Origin of the sequence: Fibrella musci (genome assembly GCF_041321105.1) — a bacterium.
GTDB lineage: Bacteria > Bacteroidota > Bacteroidia > Cytophagales > Spirosomataceae > Fibrella > Fibrella musci.
Map to the genome: position 1 here is coordinate 696,300 of NZ_JBGGWD010000004.1, position 16,667 is coordinate 712,966.

Consider the following 16,667-nt stretch of genomic DNA (forward strand, 5'->3'; position numbering starts at 1 on the left):
AAATGACAACACGTAAAGCAACAGACAATTTATAGTTATAGTGATCGTGGCTAAAAAATGTATCGTAAAACAATAAAATGTCAGTTGCCTACAAAACCCATCCGGCTACTGATCATCAATAGCCATCCGATTCAATATTTCGCGCCTCTTTACAGGCAACTGGCCGCCAGTGAGCAGTTCGATCTGGATGTGCTTTACTGCTCGCGGCATGGCCTGGCCGGTGAAACCGATCGGCAATTCGGGCAGCCGGTGCAGTGGGATATTCCGTTGCTCGAGGGTTACCGGCACCGGTTCCTGTCGAATCAGTCGCCCAATCCATCCATCTATTCGTTTTGGGGGCTGCTCAATCTGTCTGTCGTTAAAGCCCTGTGGCAATCGCCGCGTGGCGTGGTGATGGTGTACGGCTGGGCGTATGCTGTTTGCTGGTTAACCATCCTGAGCGCCAAACTCATGGGGCATCAGGTCTGTATGCGGGCCGAAAGTCCGCTACGGCTCGAAACCAGCAAAAGCCTATTCCGGCAACAAATACGGCGGTGGGTACTGGGTAAGGGCCTGCTACGCCTGGTCGACTATGCCCTCTATATTGGTGAGCAGAACCGAGCCTTTTACCGGCATATGGGCGTGGCCGAACAGAAACTGATTTTCTGCCCTTACGCCGTCGACAACGCCCGCTTTCAACAGGCGGCGGCTGAACAGGTATCTTGCCGGGCTGAACTGCGTCGTCGGCTGAGCATTTCTCCAACCCAAAAAGTGCTGCTTTACTGTGGCAAGTACATTCCCAAAAAACGCCCTGTCGACCTGTTGAAGGCCGTTGCCGTGCTGCGCCGGGCCGACGTGGCGGTGGTGTTGGTAGGTGATGGGCCGTTGCGGCCCGCGCTCGAGGCGTTCTGTCGCGAACAGCAACTGGCCAACGTGCACCTGACGGGGTTCGTCAATCAGTCCGAAATCGTCCGCTATTATGCGCTGGCCGATGTATTCGTGCTGTGTTCGGATGAGGCCGAAACCTGGGGGCTGGTCACCAATGAGGCCATGAACGCGGGCCTGCCGGTGGTGCTATCGCAGGCCGTTGGTTGCGCCGACGATCTGGTGCAGTCAGGGCAGAATGGCTACAGCTACCCTTGTGGCAACGTACCTGCATTGGCCGCGGCCCTTAACCAACTACTCGACATGCCCGCTGTTGACTGGCTGCGCTTTCGGGCCTGCTCGCGCGCAATCGTCGACCGGTACAGCTACGGGCAGACGGTTCGGAATTTACAGGATGCACTTAGCCGACCTTCTGCTCCATGAAAATCGTGCTTATTGGCCGCGACGGCTATGAATCGCTGGAGTGGCATTTTCGGGATACGTTCAACCGGCTGAGCCATCAGGCTACGATTGTCGATTTCAAAAACGTAACCCATCTGCCCGAGAAAGCGCAGTATTGGCTATCACGGTTCAGCGAGCGATACGACCGGGCCATCAGCCGGAGTCTGGTTAATTATATCTGTCAGTTGTCGCCCGATTTTGTGCTGGTTGTCTACCGGCATATCCACCCGTCGGTAATCGTAGAGCTGAAAAAAAGGCTGCCCCATTGCCCCATTGCTCAATATAACCCCGATGCCCTGACCAACCTGGAGCGGCAACAGATCCTGGCCTCACCCTTCGATTTTTACTTTACAAAAGAACCTTATCTGGCTGAGGTGTTTCGGCAGAAAGCGGGCCTCAACGTGTTTTATCTGCCCGAAGCCTTCAACCCGCACGTAAACGTTCGGCCCGCCGATAATCGGGCGCTGCTGGAAGCCGAAACCAATATAGACGTGATGCTGTACGGAAACCTGTATCCATACCGAGCGCGGATGGTCGAGCGGCTGATTCAGGCGGGCATTCGCCCAACCATCTTTGGTTTGCCCGCCAATTACATGCCGCCCAGCGTCAAACGGGCCTTCGTGGGGCGATACCTGACCGGCGATGAGAAAAACCGGGTTATCAGCGGAGCGAAAATTGTTTTCAATAATCTGCACTACGCCGAGGTGTCGTCGGCCAACAAGAAATACTTTGAAATCAATGGTATCGGCGGCTTTCAGCTTTGTGATTACAAACCCACACTGGCGGAATACAGTGGGGTACACGTCGAGAAGATAACGTTTAACAGCATCGACGAGGCCATCGATCAGATTCGGTATTACCTGGACAAGCCCACCGAGCGCTACACCCTTTCCGATCAGCAGTATGGCCACTTTCAGGTGCATCATACCTACGAGAAACGCGTTCAACAACTACTAAGCATTGTTTTTGGTCATGCGTAGGCTCGCGTCGCCGCCTTGGCTACAGGGGCTACAGGCACGCCCGGCGGTGCAGGCCCTGTCGAGCCTGCTGAGTGGTCAATTGCTCAATGCGGGTTCGGGGCTATTGCTGGGGAAGGCCATTGCGCTCTACGTACCGGCGGCGGTTTTTGGGGCGTATAGCCTGGGGTTTGCCGCTACGACCCTCGGCCATAGCCTGCTCATCGCGCCCGTACTGCAAGCGCTAAAAACGGCACAGGCTCAATACGGCTGGGCCGCCGTGTTTCCCAGCTACTGCCGCGTCCTGTTGGGTATCTATGGGCTAATGGCAATAGGCGCAGCGCTGTATGGAAGCCTGACGGGCAACGTACCCGACGCGGCTTTGATGCTGCTGGCTCTGGTGGGGCAGGGGTTCTATGCCGCCCGTGGCGAGTACCTGAATTTGCAGGGTCGATTCAACACCTATTCGCTGGTACAGGCTGCTTATGGGCTGGTCAACTTGCTGCTGTTTATTGGACTAGTGGTTGGTATGGGCGTTCGGTCAGTTACGGGGTTATGGCTGGTGCTGGCGCTGCTCAACGGTCTGTTCGCCACGCTGGTTTGGCGACTTAATCTGTCAATGACGCCTGTTGTTGACGAGGCCACGTTCGAGCCTGTACCGAGTGCGCCTGCGTTGATGAAGGCACTATGTACCTACGCCATGCCGCTGGTGGGGCTAGCCGTGTGGTCATGGCTAATCAACTATGCCGACCGGTACCTCATCGGTTATTACCTGACCAGAGCCGATGTGGGAATCTACAGCGTGGGATACGGCTTGGGCGCTAAGATGACGCTGCTGGTGAGCCCGTTTATGATCCATCTGAGTAGCCGCCTGTACCGCCTGCGGGGCGAGGGGGGCGATAGTAACGCGGCCTAGCAACTACAACGGCAGTACATCGGTCGGTATGCCGCTGTTGGGCTGGTGGCGTGCCTCATCTTTTTCCTTGGCCGAAACCTGATCGGGGAAATGCTCTTGTCGGAAGCCTATCGACCCGCTTTTCTGATCGCCCCCACCGTAGCCCTTGGTTACCTGTTTCTCACACTCATTCACCTGCACGAAATCAAATGGTACGTCTACGGCCAAACGACGTTTATCCTGGGGCACTACGCCGCCGGAGCCATTGTCAATATCACCTTGAACGGCCTGCTGATTCCATGGTGGGGGTTGCCGGGCGCCGCCATAGCCACCGTTTGTAGCTGCCTGCTGCAATTAGGGCTGGTCATGTACATGTATCACTGCAACCGAAGAAACGTTTCTACAACAGACCGATGAACGCCGCCAAAGACCGCCTTTATCAGGCCTATGTACGCAGCGGGCAAGCCCCCGCGCTAGCCACCATTGCCCCAGACGGCGACGAACTGTTCCGGCTGAATCGCCCGTATATCGACAAGGTCATCCGGCCACTGCTGCCTCCGCAGCCCGACGCCCGTATTGTAGACTTGGGTTGTGGTAATGGCTGCTACCTGTATCATGCCAAACAGTATGGCTACACCAACCTGATTGGCGTCGATACGTCGGCAGAGCAGGTGGCACTGGCTCATCAAATCGGCCTGACCGACGTCCGCCAGCAAACCATCGATTCGTTTCTGGCTACCTATCACGACCCCACGGACCTCGTGCTGCTGATGGATGTGCTCGAACACCTGACCCTCGCCGAAACCCTCGTGCTGCTCGATGCCGTCTATGCCGTGCTCAAGCCTGGTGGGCGGGTGCTGATTCACGTACCCAACGCCGAAGGCATTTTTGGGATGCGCATCCGCTACGGTGACCTCACGCACGAGCAATGCTTTACACCCAACTCCATGCGGCAATTGCTGCAAACCGTAGGCTTTAGTCGGTTGGTCTGCTACGAAGATAAGCCGGTCGTTTTCGGGTTGGTATCGCTGCTACGGTGGGTCATCTGGGAACTCACAACACTGCGCTACCGGCTGATGCTGCTGGCCGAAACCGCCACGCGTGGGGCCATTTTATCTCAAAATATGTTGGTTGTAGCCACCAGATAACGCCTTGGTTGTTTCATTCCTATTTCGCCAGAAAGGCGCCGGATTCAGCATTGAAGGTATCTTTGGCCTGCTGGCAACGTACCTGCGTACGCACCATGCCTTTACGGTCAGGGAGGTCCACGTACCCAACATGGCCATCAGGCCGGGGGCGCTCTGGCAGAACCTGCGGGTAGCCCGCCGCCAACGTGCCGACGTATACCACATCAGCGGCGATGTGCATTATCTGGCGCTGGCCTTGCCGCCTCGCCGTACAGTGCTGACCATCCACGACTGCATTTCGCTGGAGCGCGAACGGCAACAGGGCAACCGCTGGCGGTACTATGCCCTCTGGCTCCTGTTCTATTACCTGCCCATGCGCCGCGTGGCCTGCATCACCACGGTTTCAGAAAAATCGCGGCAGGAACTCCTCCGGCACATGGGGCCACTGGCCGAGCGGGTTGCCGTCATTCCCAATCCGTATAACCCCCGCTTTCAGCCTACGCCTAAGCCCTTCAATGACACCAACCCGACTCTGCTTCACATCGAAAACGGGGCACACAAAAACCTCGCCCGGCTGGCCGTGGCCTTACAGGGCCTTCCGTGTCGGCTGCTGATTATCGGACAGTTGACCGCCGAACGGGTGGCGCAACTGACGGCGCTGGGTATTATGTACGAACAAAAAACAAACCTGACCGACGAGGAGATGGTGGCGGCTTATCAGGCCTGCGATATGCTCGTTTTCGTGTCGCTCTACGAGGGATTCGGCCTGCCTGTGTTGGAAGCCAACGCCACCGGGCGCGTCGTGTTAACGTCGGCTATCGACCCGTTACGGGAGGTGGCCGGCGAGGCTGCCCTGCTGGTCGACCCAACCTCGGTAGCCGCGATTCGGGCGGGTGTTCAACGATTAATGGCTGACTCGGCGCTGCGAGAACAACTCATTGCTGCGGGGTATCAGAACATTGCCCGGTATCGAATAGATGCTGTGTCGGAGCAATATAAAGCTGTTTATCAATCGGTTATCGATTAAAGTATGCACATTCTCTATCCCATCGGTACTTATTATCCGGCGCAGTCGGGCGGGCCAAGCAACTCGGTCTACTGGCTGGCTAGGGCGCTGCGGCAACAGAGTGTGCAGGTAACGGTCGTGTCGACGGATACCGATCAGCCTGCCGATACGCCGCGCAATCAATGGCTCGATACCGACGCCGGGCGGGTGCTGTATGCCCAAACCCGGCATCATCGGCTACCTATTCGGGCCATCCGGGCTGCCCTGAGCCAACTGCCGACCGCCGATGTAGTGCACCTGACCAGCCTCTTCTACACGACCTCGCTGGTAGTGGGCTGGGTAGCGTTGCGAGGGGGGAAACGGATCGTGTGGTCGCCACGGGGTGAGCTGGCCTCCGCCGCCCGTACCCATCGGTCAACGCTAAAAAACGTTGTCCTGAACTGGCTGAAACGGCAGGCGCCACGCATCACTTTTCACGTAACCTCACCCGCCGAAGCAACCGACGTGCAGGCCGTATTTGGGCCAGAGGCGACCATCGTCCAACTGCCCAACTACCTCGACCTGCCACCGCTCATGCCGCGAGTGGCCGGGCGCTACCTCTTGTTTTTAGGCCGATTACACCCCATCAAAGGGTTGGACAACGGGCTTCGGGCACTGGCTCAAAGCAGAGCGTTTGTGCAGGGGAACTGGCAATTTCGTATCGTGGGGCCCGATCCCGACCAGTATGGCAACCACCTGCGCGAGCTGGCAACGTACCTGGGAATAGCCCAACGAATCCAGATCGAAGCGCCTGTTACCGGCGTGGCGAAAACGCAGCTTCTGGCCAATGCGCACGCGTTGCTATTGCCTTCACACAGCGAGAACTTCGGCAACGTAGTCGTGGAAGCACTGGCACAGGCGACGCCGGTCATTGCGGCAACGGGCACCCCCTGGCAAGTAGTGGCCGACAGGCAGGCCGGTTTCTGGGTCAGTAATCAACCCGACAGGCTGGCCGCTGCCATTGACGCCTGCCTATCGTTACCCGCCCCAACCTACGCCGCCTACCGCCAGAATGCCCACCAGCTCGCGCAGGATACATTCGACAGCAAAGCGAACGCCTGGCGCTGGGTCGAGGCTTACCAACGCATACTTAATCCCGTAGCCTTATGTGCGGAATAGCGGGTCTGCTGGCTCGTCGGCAGCCGTTGGTCGACCCGCAACTGGTTGAGCGCATGAACGGGGCCATGCATCACCGCGGTCCCGACGCCACTGGCCTCTGGTGCGAAGGCTCCATTGCGCTGGGCCATCGCCGCCTGTCGATCATCGACCTGAACGAAACGGCCAATCAGCCGCTGGCCGACGCATCAGGTCGGTACCGGATTGTGTTCAATGGGGAAATTTATAACTACCGCGAGCTCCGCGCCCAGTTGTCCGGCTACCCGTTCCGGACTCAGTCGGATACCGAAGTGCTGCTGGCCGCCTACACGCGCTGGGGCGTCGGTTGTCTTCAGCACCTGAACGGGATGTTTGCCTTTGCGCTTTGGGACCGGCAGATGGAGCAACTGGTGCTGGCCCGCGACCGCCTCGGCAAGAAACCGCTCTACTATTACCTCGATGACCAGTACCTGCTGTTCGCCTCGGAAGTACGCGCCTTGCTGCAAACCGGGCTGGTGCCGCGCCAGCTTCATACCGACGCGCTACCAACGTACCTGATGTACCAGACCGTGCCCGGCCCCGAAACGCTGGTGCGAGATGTGCGTCAGTTGGTGCCGGGGCAATATGCTCTGTTTGACAATGATCAGTGGACCGAACGACCCTATTGGGACTTACTGAAACCCACCCTCGCCGATCCGGCGCTGCTCGGTAACACGTTGGCCGTACGAGCGGAGGTACGTCGGCTGATGCAGGGCGCCGTTGCCCGCCGGATGGTCAGTGACGTGCCGCTGGGTGCTTTTCTGTCGGGCGGCATCGACTCAAGTGCCGTAGTGGCGCTCATGGCCGAGCAAAGCGAACAGCCCGTCAACACGTTCACGATTACGTTCACCGAAAAACAGTTCGATGAGTCGATGCAGGCCCGGCAACTGGCCCGGCGCTTCAACACGCGCCATACCGATCTGTGCTTACGGCCCGATGACCTGCTGGCCGAACTACCGCAGCTACTGGCCAGTATGGATCAGCCAAGCGGCGATGGACCAAACACCTATATGGTATCGAAGCTGACCAAAGCGGCGGGCATTACGGTGGCGCTCAGTGGTCTGGGTGGCGATGAGTTGTTTGCGGGCTACTCGACGTTTCGCCGCTACGCGCGCCTGCGGCAGTTGCGCGGGTTGTGGCAACTGCCCGGCGGGCTGCGGCGGTGGGTACTGAACACGGCGCTGCAAACGATGAACCCCGCCAAACGGCAGGCACTGGCACAGCTACCCTCGCTTGCCCCGGCTCAGCTATTCCCGCTTTTTCGACAGTCGTTTACCGAGTCCGACGTGATAGCCCTGTTGGGGCAATCGGGGGTTAACCCGGTGGCCAACTGGCTGGCCCGGCACGACGCCGAGCTGGGTCGCCTGCCCATCCTGAGTCAGGTGAGTGTGAGCGAACTGGTGAGCTACGCCATGCCGCTGTTGCTCCGGGATTCGGACCAGATGAGCATGGCTCACGCGCTCGAACTGCGCGTTCCTTTTTTCGACTACACGCTGATTGAGTTTCTGTTGCAGGTGCCCGATGCCTACAAAACCGCCTCACCGCCGAAGCGCCTGCTGGTCGATGCCCTACAGCCCCTGTTGCCCGATACCTTGCTTCAACGTTCTAAAATGGGCTTCAGCTTTCCGTGGGCGTCCTGGCTGCGGACTGACCTGCGGTCTTTTTGCCAGAACCGACTGAGGCAACTGGCGCAGCGGGAGTTGTTTCTGCCCGGCACGATCGAGGCCCTGTGGAACGGTTTTCTGCAGGCTGAACCCGGTTGCCACTGGAATCAGCTTTGGCTGCTGGTTACGCTCGACGACTGGCTTGAGCGGCATGGGTTCTAACCAGCGCTTAACGCCGTAGTAGTGCTACGTAGTTGGCTGCAGCGGGGTAATTTTCCAGTGAAGCCGAAAAACGGCGGCCCACCGGCCACTTGCCCCAGGGAGTCAGGCGGTAATGGGCGAAGTCGCTGCCGAGCAGGTCGAAGACCCCTTCGAGAGTGTTGCTCGTCTGTTTCCAGAGGTAGTTGTATTCAAACTGGATCGCGTGAATCTGTTTGTTTGCCAGCGTGCGTGTAGCGCCTCGCAAGACATTCAACTCGTGACCCTCCACGTCGATTTTCAGGAAATCGATGGTTGTCAGACCCGCTTCGGCAACGTACCTGTCGAGCGTTGAAAGCTGAATGGATTCCAGGCGGGGTGGCGCCAGATCGGCCACGCGTTCCCCAAGGGCATACAATGAGTTGATTCCCCATGTCTCGCCATACACATTAATTGAGGCTTCGGTGCGCTGATCCGACAGACCAACGTTGTTCAAAATTGCACTCGTGTTAATAAGATTTTTACTTAGTTTCTGGAACGTAGAGCTAACTGGTTCGAAACAGTGAATGTGTGCCGAATTGTTGATTGACAAGGCGTATCGGGCATACTCGCCAATATTGGCACCTACATCAATGACAGTAGGTTTATGCTTATACTTGAGTAGCCTTTTCAGGAAATGATACTCGCCATTTCGACCAGGGTCTGTGAATAGATATCCCTGCACGGCTGCTGGTAAGGCCGCAATTTTTTCCAGAAATGTCATCAATTATTACATAAAGGTAAGTATATGCCAAAAGTAGTGGAATATACCTGTCGTTCATGCTGCCCGTAACCGTACTGGTATTGACCAGAAATGAAGAGCCGAACCTGCCCCACTGCCTTCGTAGCGTGGTGGGCTGGGCGACCGCCGTTTTTGTGCTCGACTCAGGCTCGACTGACCGCACCGTCGAACTGGCTGAGGCGGCCGGGGCCACGGTTTTTTACCGCGATTTCGACAACTACGCCGCTCAGCGAAACTATGCCGTTCAGGCGCTGCCAATCCGCACGGAGTGGGTGCTGTTTCTGGATGCCGACGAATACATCGATCAGGCGCTTCAGCAGGAAATTGGGCAGGTTATGGCGCACCCCAACAGCCACGCGGGCTATTTCATCGCCTTCAAATTCATCTTCATGAATCGCTGGATACGCCGGGGCGGCTACTACCCGACCTATATCCTGCGGCTGTTCAAACGGGCGGCGGTGCGGCAGATCGACCGGCTTATGGACGAGCAGATTACGGTAAATGGCTCAGTGGGGTACCTGCAAACCCCGTTCATTCACCACGATCGCAAACCCCTGCTGTTCTGGTACGAAAAACACGTTCGGTACGTACCCTATCAACTCGCTGATCTGACCAAAAAAGAGCAACGGCCACCCCTGCGCTGGGCCGATGCCACAAGCCAGCGGGAGCGAAAACGGTGGGTGAAAGAACAGGTCTGGGTACGTATCCCGCCCCTGCTTCGTCCATTTCTCTACTTCGCGTATCGCTACGTGTTGCTGCTGGGCTTTCTGGATGGTCGCGCGGGTTTTATCTACCACGTCAGCCATGCATTTCTGTATCAGTTTATGATTGCCGCCGTTTATCTCGATCCGCAAAAACAGAGCCCCGTTCCTGTTGCTCAGCCCCAATGGACGCCGTAACCTACCATTCGGACATCGCGCAGGCATTCGATGAGCGCTACAGGCAGTCGCCCGATTTTCAGGAGCGCTACCGGGTCTGGTCGGCTCTGCTAAACCGGTACCTACGACCCGGCGACCGGCTTCTCGACGCGGGCTGCGGGTCGGGGGTGTTTAGCTTGTATGCTGCTCAGCGTGGGGCCATCGTAACGGCCATTGACGGGTCCGCCGCCATGATCGACCTGACCCGGCAGGCTGCCCAACGGGCACAACTGACTATCTGCGCCGAGGTAGACTGGCTACCGTTTGCGCACAACCGGGGCGCGTTTGACGTCGTGCTGTCGTCAAGCGTGCTGGAATACGTACCTGACCTGCCAGGTACGTTGCATTCCCTCGACCAGCATGTGGCCCTGGGGGGATTGCTGATCGTGTCGATGCCTAATCGCCGCTCGGTCTATCGAAAACTCGAACGCATCGTGTACTGGCTTACTGGCCGCCCTGCTTACCTCCGGCACGTTTTGCACTACGCCACGCCCGCAACACTGCTCCGGCAACTACCCGCTTACCAACTGATTTCCCACCGAACCTATGGCGGCACCAATGCCTATGCCCGTTTGCTGCGGCTGTGCCTGCCCACCCACCACGCTGACACGTTGTTCGTGGCAGTTTTTCGTAAACAATGACCATACTCAGTATCGTTGGGGCACGACCCAATTTCATGAAAGTAGCACCTCTGCATCGGGCTTTTCGGCAAATGCCAGGCCTGGTGTCGAAGATTGTTCATACCGGGCAGCACTACGATGCCCAAATGAGTGAGGTGTTTTTCAATCAGCTAAACCTCCCGCAACCCGATTATTACCTGGGCGTGGTCAGTGGGTCGCCAACGCGTCAGACGGCTGACATCATGACCAAGTTTGAGGAGGTGCTGCTGGCCGAAAAACCGGACTGGGTCGTGGTGGTGGGCGACGTGACAAGCACGCTGGCTTGCGCGTTGGTGGCCGTTCGGCAGGGAATCTGGGTGGCGCACGTAGAGGCGGGGTTACGATCCGGCGACCGCCGTATGCCGGAAGAAATCAACCGAATCCTGACCGATAACCTGGCTGACAAGCTGTTTGTGACGGAGCAGGCTGGGCTCGATAACCTGCATCATGAGGGTGTCGCGTCTCACAGGGTTCACCTCGTCGGGAATGTGATGATCGACGCGCTGATGCAGTACCAGGCGCAGGCAGCGGCACTGAACACGGTGGGTACGTTGGGGTTGACGCCCCGGCAGTATGTGCTGATGACCATGCACCGGCCCTCCAACGTTGACCTGCCCGATGGACTACGGGCCATCTTGCAGATTGTCGCCGACACGGCCCGGCAGCAGACGGTCCTGCTCCCATTACATCCGCGTACCGCCGCCAACCTCCATCGATTCGGCCTAATGCAATCCCTGACGGGTATTCCGAATGTTCGCCTGCTGGAACCGCAGGGCTATCTGGAATTTCTGAACCTGATGGAACATGCCACGGTAGTGGTGACAGATTCGGGCGGTGTGCAGGAAGAGACAACGTACCTGAACGTACCCTGTCTGACGTTTCGCGACAGCACCGAGCGCCCCGCCACGGTGACACTGGGCACCAATACCCTATTGGCCGACCTGAACCCCGCCACAGTGCAGGCGGCATTGGCGGGCATCTTCGCTGGCAACGCCAAACAAGGCGTTATTCCGCCGCTTTGGGACGGCCACGCGGCCAACCGCATTGCAACGATCTTACAAAATGGACAATCAACGGCTGGCTGATTGCGCCTTGCCCGCCCCACCTCGTGTATGCCATTCCTAACTAAGCCGAAGCGCCGCCCATGCGTCAACTGATTCAGAATTTAAAAACCGGCGAGACTATACTGGAAACCGTGCCTGCGCCGCAGGTACGTGCCGGGCAAGTGCTGATCCGCACACGGCGGTCGCTGGTGTCGCTGGGTACTGAACGGATGCTGGTCGAGTTTGGCCGGGCCAACCTCATCAGCAAAGCCCGCCAACAGCCTGACCGGGTAAAGCAGGTGCTGGAAAAAATCGGTATCGATGGCCTGAGGCTGACGCTCGAAGCCGTCTTCCGAAAGCTCGATCAGCCGCTGCCGCTGGGGTATTGCCAAGTGGGCGAGGTGGTAGCCGTGGGCGCGGGCATCACCGATCTGTCCATTGGCGACCGGGTGGCGTCCAACGGCCCTCATGCCGAGGTGGTCTGCGTGCCGCGTAACCTGGTGGCCCGCATTCCCGATGGCGTGAGCGATGAACAGGCGACCTTTACCGTGATCGGGGCTATTGGCCTTCAGGGGATTCGGCTGCTCGGCCCCACGTTGGGCGAAACGGTGGTCGTAGTGGGGTTGGGCCTGATCGGCCTGCTAACGGCCCAACTGCTGCGACTCAACGGATGCCACGTGATCGGGCTGGACCCCGACGAAAGCAAACGGGCATTGGCCCGGCAACTGGGCGTCGACGCGCTCGATCCCACCGATACCGATGCTGTAAAAGCGGTTAGCGAACTGACGAGCGGCGTTGGTGCCGACGGCGTGGTCATCACGGCATCTGCCAAGCCTAACGCGGCCCGAACCGACGAGATCATGACGCAGGCCGCCCGCATGAGCCGGAAACGCGGGCGGATCATACTGGTGGGCGTGGTGGGGCTACACCTCAATCGCGCCGATTTTTACGAAAAAGAGCTGACTTTTCAGGTGTCGTGCTCCTACGGGCCTGGCCGCTACGATACCGATTACGAACAGCACGGCCACGATTACCCGCTCCCCTACGTCCGCTGGACCGAGAATCGAAACTTCCAGACGATTTTGCACCTGTTGCACACCGGCCAGTTGCAGGTAAACCCGCTCATTACCGAGGTGGTGCCCCTCGCCGACTTCCAGCAGATTTATGGGCAGATGGGCCGTTCAGCCGGGTTGCCGGGCCGCATCGCTTCACTGCTAAGCTACCCCGAAGCGGGCGATGCGCTGGGTACGTTGGTGACGTTGCATGAGCCGGTTCCTGAGCCAGCGGCTGGGGTGATAGGCATTATTGGCGCGGGCCATTTCGCCGCTTCCACGCTGGTGCCAGCCCTGCACAAAGCTGGGGCCACGCTACAAACCATTGCCAGCGCCAATGGCCTGAACGGAACACTATTGGCTAAAAAGTTTGGTATCGCCCGCAGCACCACCAACTACCACGATGTGCTGGCCGACCCAGCCATCGACCTGTGCGTGATTACCACCCGCCACAACAGCCACGCCCAACTGACCATTGACGCCTTGCGGGCGGGCAAGCATGTGTTTGTTGAAAAACCGTTGGCCATCTACGACGACGAACTGACGGCGATCGTGGCCGCGCAGCAAACCGCCGGCCGCCTGGTGCTGGTGGGCTTCAACCGCCGCTTTTCGCCAACGGCCCAAAAAGCCAAAGCCCTGCTTGGTGGCGACAACGCTGGAGCCGTGCCCATGAACGTGATTGCGACCATGAACGCCGGTGCGATTCCGGCCAACGCCTGGGTGCACGACCGGGCCGTGGGAGGTGGGCGCATTCTGGGCGAAGCCTGTCATTACATCGACCTGATTACGTACCTGACTGGCAGCCGGGTGGTTGGCGTGTGCCTGAACGCCATGGGGCAGCAACCCACCGAAGCGACCGACTCGGCATCGATACTGCTACGGTATGAAAACGGGGCCACGGGCGTCATCAACTACTTCGCCAACGGGAGCAAGGCCTACGCCAAAGAGCGCATCGAAGTCTATTCACAAGAACGCACGTTGATTCTCGACAATTTCAAATCGCTCAAAGGCTACGGCTTTCGGAGGTTTTCCGGGATGTCGGGGCGGCAGGATAAAGGGCATGCCGAGCAGTTTCGGCAACTGATGCACACTCTGCGCAGCGGTGGGCCGTCGCCTATTCCGTTTCCGCAGATCGTCAACACCACGCAGGCTACGCTGGCGGCACTGCGCAGTTTGCAGGAAGGGCGGTGGGTGAGCGTATGATCAATACAATGGGTCGCTACTGGCGCACGATCCGGCACCTGACTGCGCGGCAACTGGTGTTTCAGGTCTGGAACCGGCTGCGCGGTCGGCCCCGGCTGCGTTGGCGCAATCAGCCGGAATACAACGTACCTGAGGTGCCGTTGCCCATTACGTTTACCTTCCTGAATCAGTCGGTCACCTTCGACAGGGCGATCGACTGGAATTATGCCGCCAACGGCAAACTGTGGACGTATAACCTGAATTACTTCGCCTTTCTGGACGAGGTAGCCGGGCCGGACGGACTGGCGCTCATGCACGATTTTATCCGGCAAACCCGGCAACTGCGCGATGGGCTGGAGCCGTATCCGACCTCCTTGCGGGTGCTACACTGGCGTCGGTTTCTGGAGCAGCACCAATTGTGCGACCCGCTTATCGACCAGCATCTGTATGCCCAAACCGCTCTGCTTGCGTCGCGGCTCGAATACCATCTGGGTGGCAATCACCTGCTCGAAAACGCCTGTGCACTGCTTATCATGGCCGTTCATTTTCGGCAGCAGATCTGGTTCAGGAAAGCGGCCAACCTGCTTCGGGCCGAACTGAACGAGCAGATTCTGAGCGACGGTGGCCACTACGAACGCAGCCCCGTGTATCATCAACTACTCACCGACCGGCTGCTCGATGTGTATGAAACACGCCACGCCCAACTTTACCGGGCCGACACGACGTTGATTGATCTGGTAAAAGAGAAGGTGTGTCTGATGCTGGGTTGGTTGGAGGCGATTACGTTTCGGAATGGCGATGTGCCGATGGTTAACGACTCGGCTTATGGCGTGGCCCCTTCGACGGCCCAACTGTGCCAACGGGCAACGTACCTGAACCTCCAGGCGACACCTGTAGCGTTGGGCGAAAGCGGCTACCGGATGCTGACAACGCCGCGCCTCGAGTGCTTTATCGATATTGGTCCGGTAGGTCCCGATCATCAGCCTGGCCACGCACACGCCGATACGTTCTCATGGGTGCTGTATGCCGACAACCAACCCGTTATAGTCGATCCGGGGACATCGACCTATTTGATTGGCCCACGGCGAGACTGGGAACGGAGCACCGAAGCCCACAATACAGTAACGGTCGCTGGACAGAATTCATCGGAAGTATGGGGTGGCTTCCGGGTGGGGCGGCGGGCAACCGTCGAGGTGCTCACCGACACACCAACGCAGGTTGTGGCTCGCCATGATGGCTACAAAAACACGCTGGGTACGTGGCACTGGCGAACCTGGCACTTACTTGATGAAAACACATTGGCCATTACGGATCGCATCGATGCGCAAAAATTTATGACTTATCAACGATTTTATTTTGATAAAGTAATAAATTTAGTTTTGCTAGACAATGGTATACAAACCGAACAACTTAGACTCAACGTGTTTACGGAGTCTAATTATGAGTTGAGAAAAAGTACATATGAACGGGTTGTTGGTTTCAATCGCTGTCAGGCGGCGTCTTGTCTTACCATTCGCTTTGACCAGTCTATTACCACCACCATTCGTATCGTACCGTGACTGTACTTTTATTGAGTTATTATTTCGAGCCCGATCTCAGCGCCGGGTCCTTCCGAAATACACCGCTTGCTTATGAGTTGGCCCGGCAGCTTGGCGACGCCGGGACAGTGCATGTAATTACAACTCAACCAAACCGGTACCAGTCGTTTCGGGCGGAAGCTGCTGCGGAAGAGTGGCACAACAATCTGCGTATCAACCGGATAGCGGTGCCTAACCACGACAGCGGGTTTGCCGATCAGATTCGTTCGTATAGCCACTTTTACCGAGGCGCGCTGGCGCTGACCCGCCATCAGTCATACGATCTGGTCATTGCCTCCTCATCGCGGCTGTTTTCGGGCTTCCTGGGGGCCTATCTGGCCCGTCGGCAGCGGGTGCCGCTGGTGCTCGACATTCGTGATCTGTTTCGGGAAAACATTCTGGAACTGCTCCGAAACCCAGTCGTGAAGCTGGGGTTAAGCCCGGCCCTGAAGTGGGTAGAGCAGTATACGTTTGGGGCAGCCCGGCATATCAATCTGGTGTCGGCTGGTTTCGTTGATTATTTCAGTCGCTACACGCAGGCCACCTACAGCTATTTCACCAACGGCATCGACGATCATTTTCTGAATTTCCCGGCCACCCCAATGCGTTCGGCTGACCGGCCACGGGTTATCCTGTACGCCGGTAACATCGGGGAGGGGCAGGGGCTGGAAAAGATCATCCCGGCGGCGGCGCAGCAACTGGGCAGCCCCTATCGGTTTGTCGTGATCGGCGATGGTGGTACCCAAACCCGGCTTCAACGGACGGTGCAGGAGCGGCAACTGACCAACGTGGACATACGCCCGCCCATGAGCCGCCGCGCCTTACTGGCCGAATATGAGCAAGCCGATTATCTGTTTATGCACCTCAACGACCTAAAGGCCTTTGAACGCTGCCTGCCCTCAAAACTGTTTGAATATGCCGCTACCGATAAGCCCCTTATTGCGGGTGTAGCAGGCTATGCGGCACAGTTTGTTCGGCAGCACGTACCCAACAGTATCGTGTTTGCGCCCGGTGACGTAGCTGCGTTTGTTGAGCAATTGCGCCAAACACCGTATCGGAATGAGGTACGCACCGCGTTTATCGAGCAGTTTCGCCGTCAGGCAATTATTCAGGCGCTGGCGAGCCTGGCGTTGGAAACCGCCGGTTTATCACAAAAAGCCATTTTGGAAAAAGCCGACCTGCTTTCCTGAAG

Annotated in this window: 15 protein-coding genes; 14 read left to right on the plus strand and 1 reads right to left on the minus strand. The window is 58.0% G+C overall.

Annotated features, from left to right (window positions below):
• The first annotated feature begins 84 nt into the window (after window positions 1-84).
• The 8 genes from ACAW74_RS16050 to asnB all read left to right on the plus strand — a co-directional run bounded on the left by ACAW74_RS16050 (window position 85) and on the right by asnB (window position 8,288).
• A complete protein-coding gene (locus ACAW74_RS16050; RefSeq protein WP_370699220.1) occupies window positions 85-1,287 on the plus strand; it encodes a glycosyltransferase in 1,203 nt (400 codons plus the stop codon).
• On the plus strand, window positions 1,284-2,285 hold the full coding sequence (locus ACAW74_RS16055) for a CgeB family protein (RefSeq protein WP_370699221.1): 1,002 nt from the start codon (window positions 1,284-1,286) through the stop codon (window positions 2,283-2,285). The genes ACAW74_RS16050 and ACAW74_RS16055 overlap by 4 nt, the downstream gene beginning before the upstream one ends.
• Window positions 2,278-3,177: an MATE family efflux transporter gene (locus tag ACAW74_RS16060; protein WP_370699222.1), complete on the plus strand. Its 900-nt coding sequence runs from the start codon at window positions 2,278-2,280 to the stop codon at window positions 3,175-3,177. The genes ACAW74_RS16055 and ACAW74_RS16060 overlap by 8 nt, the downstream gene beginning before the upstream one ends.
• 90 nt (window positions 3,178-3,267) lie before the next feature.
• Window positions 3,268-3,573 carry a lipopolysaccharide biosynthesis protein gene (locus ACAW74_RS16065; RefSeq protein WP_370699223.1) on the plus strand — a complete coding sequence of 102 codons (306 nt, stop codon included), beginning with the start codon at window positions 3,268-3,270 and terminating at the stop codon, window positions 3,571-3,573.
• The gene (locus ACAW74_RS16070) at window positions 3,570-4,304 is read left to right on the plus strand and encodes a class I SAM-dependent methyltransferase (RefSeq protein ID WP_370699224.1); all 735 of its coding nucleotides are present in this window, start codon (window positions 3,570-3,572) and stop codon (window positions 4,302-4,304) included. The genes ACAW74_RS16065 and ACAW74_RS16070 overlap by 4 nt, the downstream gene beginning before the upstream one ends.
• A 4-nt stretch (window positions 4,305-4,308) precedes the next feature.
• Window positions 4,309-5,310, plus strand: a complete 1,002-nt coding sequence (locus ACAW74_RS16075; protein WP_370699225.1) for a glycosyltransferase family 4 protein — start codon at window positions 4,309-4,311, stop codon at window positions 5,308-5,310.
• A gap of 3 nt (window positions 5,311-5,313) precedes the next feature.
• Window positions 5,314-6,447: a glycosyltransferase gene (locus ACAW74_RS16080; protein WP_370699226.1), complete on the plus strand. Its 1,134-nt coding sequence runs from the start codon at window positions 5,314-5,316 to the stop codon at window positions 6,445-6,447.
• The gene (asnB, locus tag ACAW74_RS16085; protein ID WP_370699227.1) at window positions 6,435-8,288 is read left to right on the plus strand and encodes an asparagine synthase (glutamine-hydrolyzing); all 1,854 of its coding nucleotides are present in this window, start codon (window positions 6,435-6,437) and stop codon (window positions 8,286-8,288) included. The genes ACAW74_RS16080 and asnB overlap by 13 nt, the downstream gene beginning before the upstream one ends.
• A gap of 7 nt (window positions 8,289-8,295) precedes the next feature.
• Here the strand turns inward: asnB and ACAW74_RS16090 are convergent, their stop codons facing one another.
• Window positions 8,296-9,027 (minus strand): FkbM family methyltransferase, encoded by a 732-nt coding sequence (locus ACAW74_RS16090; RefSeq protein WP_370699228.1) that lies wholly within the window; start codon window positions 9,025-9,027, stop codon window positions 8,296-8,298.
• Window positions 9,028-9,083: 56 nt separating this feature from the next.
• On the opposite strand from ACAW74_RS16090, the gene ACAW74_RS16095 reads away from it, so the two are divergent.
• The 6 genes from ACAW74_RS16095 to ACAW74_RS16120 are packed head-to-tail and all read left to right on the plus strand — an operon-like array spanning window position 9,084 to window position 16,665.
• Entirely contained in the window at window positions 9,084-9,944 is an 861-nt protein-coding gene (locus tag ACAW74_RS16095; protein ID WP_370699229.1) for a glycosyltransferase family 2 protein, read from the plus strand.
• Complete coding sequence (locus ACAW74_RS16100) at window positions 9,932-10,603, plus strand: class I SAM-dependent methyltransferase (RefSeq protein ID WP_370699230.1); 672 nt, start codon at window positions 9,932-9,934, stop codon at window positions 10,601-10,603. Before ACAW74_RS16095 ends, ACAW74_RS16100 begins: the two co-directional genes overlap by 13 nt.
• A complete protein-coding gene (wecB, locus tag ACAW74_RS16105; protein ID WP_370699231.1) occupies window positions 10,600-11,706 on the plus strand; it encodes a non-hydrolyzing UDP-N-acetylglucosamine 2-epimerase in 1,107 nt (368 codons plus the stop codon). The genes ACAW74_RS16100 and wecB overlap by 4 nt, the downstream gene beginning before the upstream one ends.
• A 59-nt stretch (window positions 11,707-11,765) precedes the next feature.
• Window positions 11,766-13,919, plus strand: coding sequence for a bi-domain-containing oxidoreductase (locus tag ACAW74_RS16110; RefSeq protein ID WP_370699232.1), 2,154 nt, complete (start codon window positions 11,766-11,768; stop codon window positions 13,917-13,919).
• 8 nt (window positions 13,920-13,927) lie between these two features.
• Window positions 13,928-15,457, plus strand: a complete 1,530-nt coding sequence (locus tag ACAW74_RS16115; RefSeq protein WP_370699233.1) for a heparinase II/III domain-containing protein — start codon at window positions 13,928-13,930, stop codon at window positions 15,455-15,457.
• The gene (locus tag ACAW74_RS16120; protein WP_370699234.1) at window positions 15,454-16,665 is read left to right on the plus strand and encodes a glycosyltransferase family 4 protein; all 1,212 of its coding nucleotides are present in this window, start codon (window positions 15,454-15,456) and stop codon (window positions 16,663-16,665) included. Before ACAW74_RS16115 ends, ACAW74_RS16120 begins: the two co-directional genes overlap by 4 nt.
• Window positions 16,666-16,667: the final 2 nt, after the last annotated feature.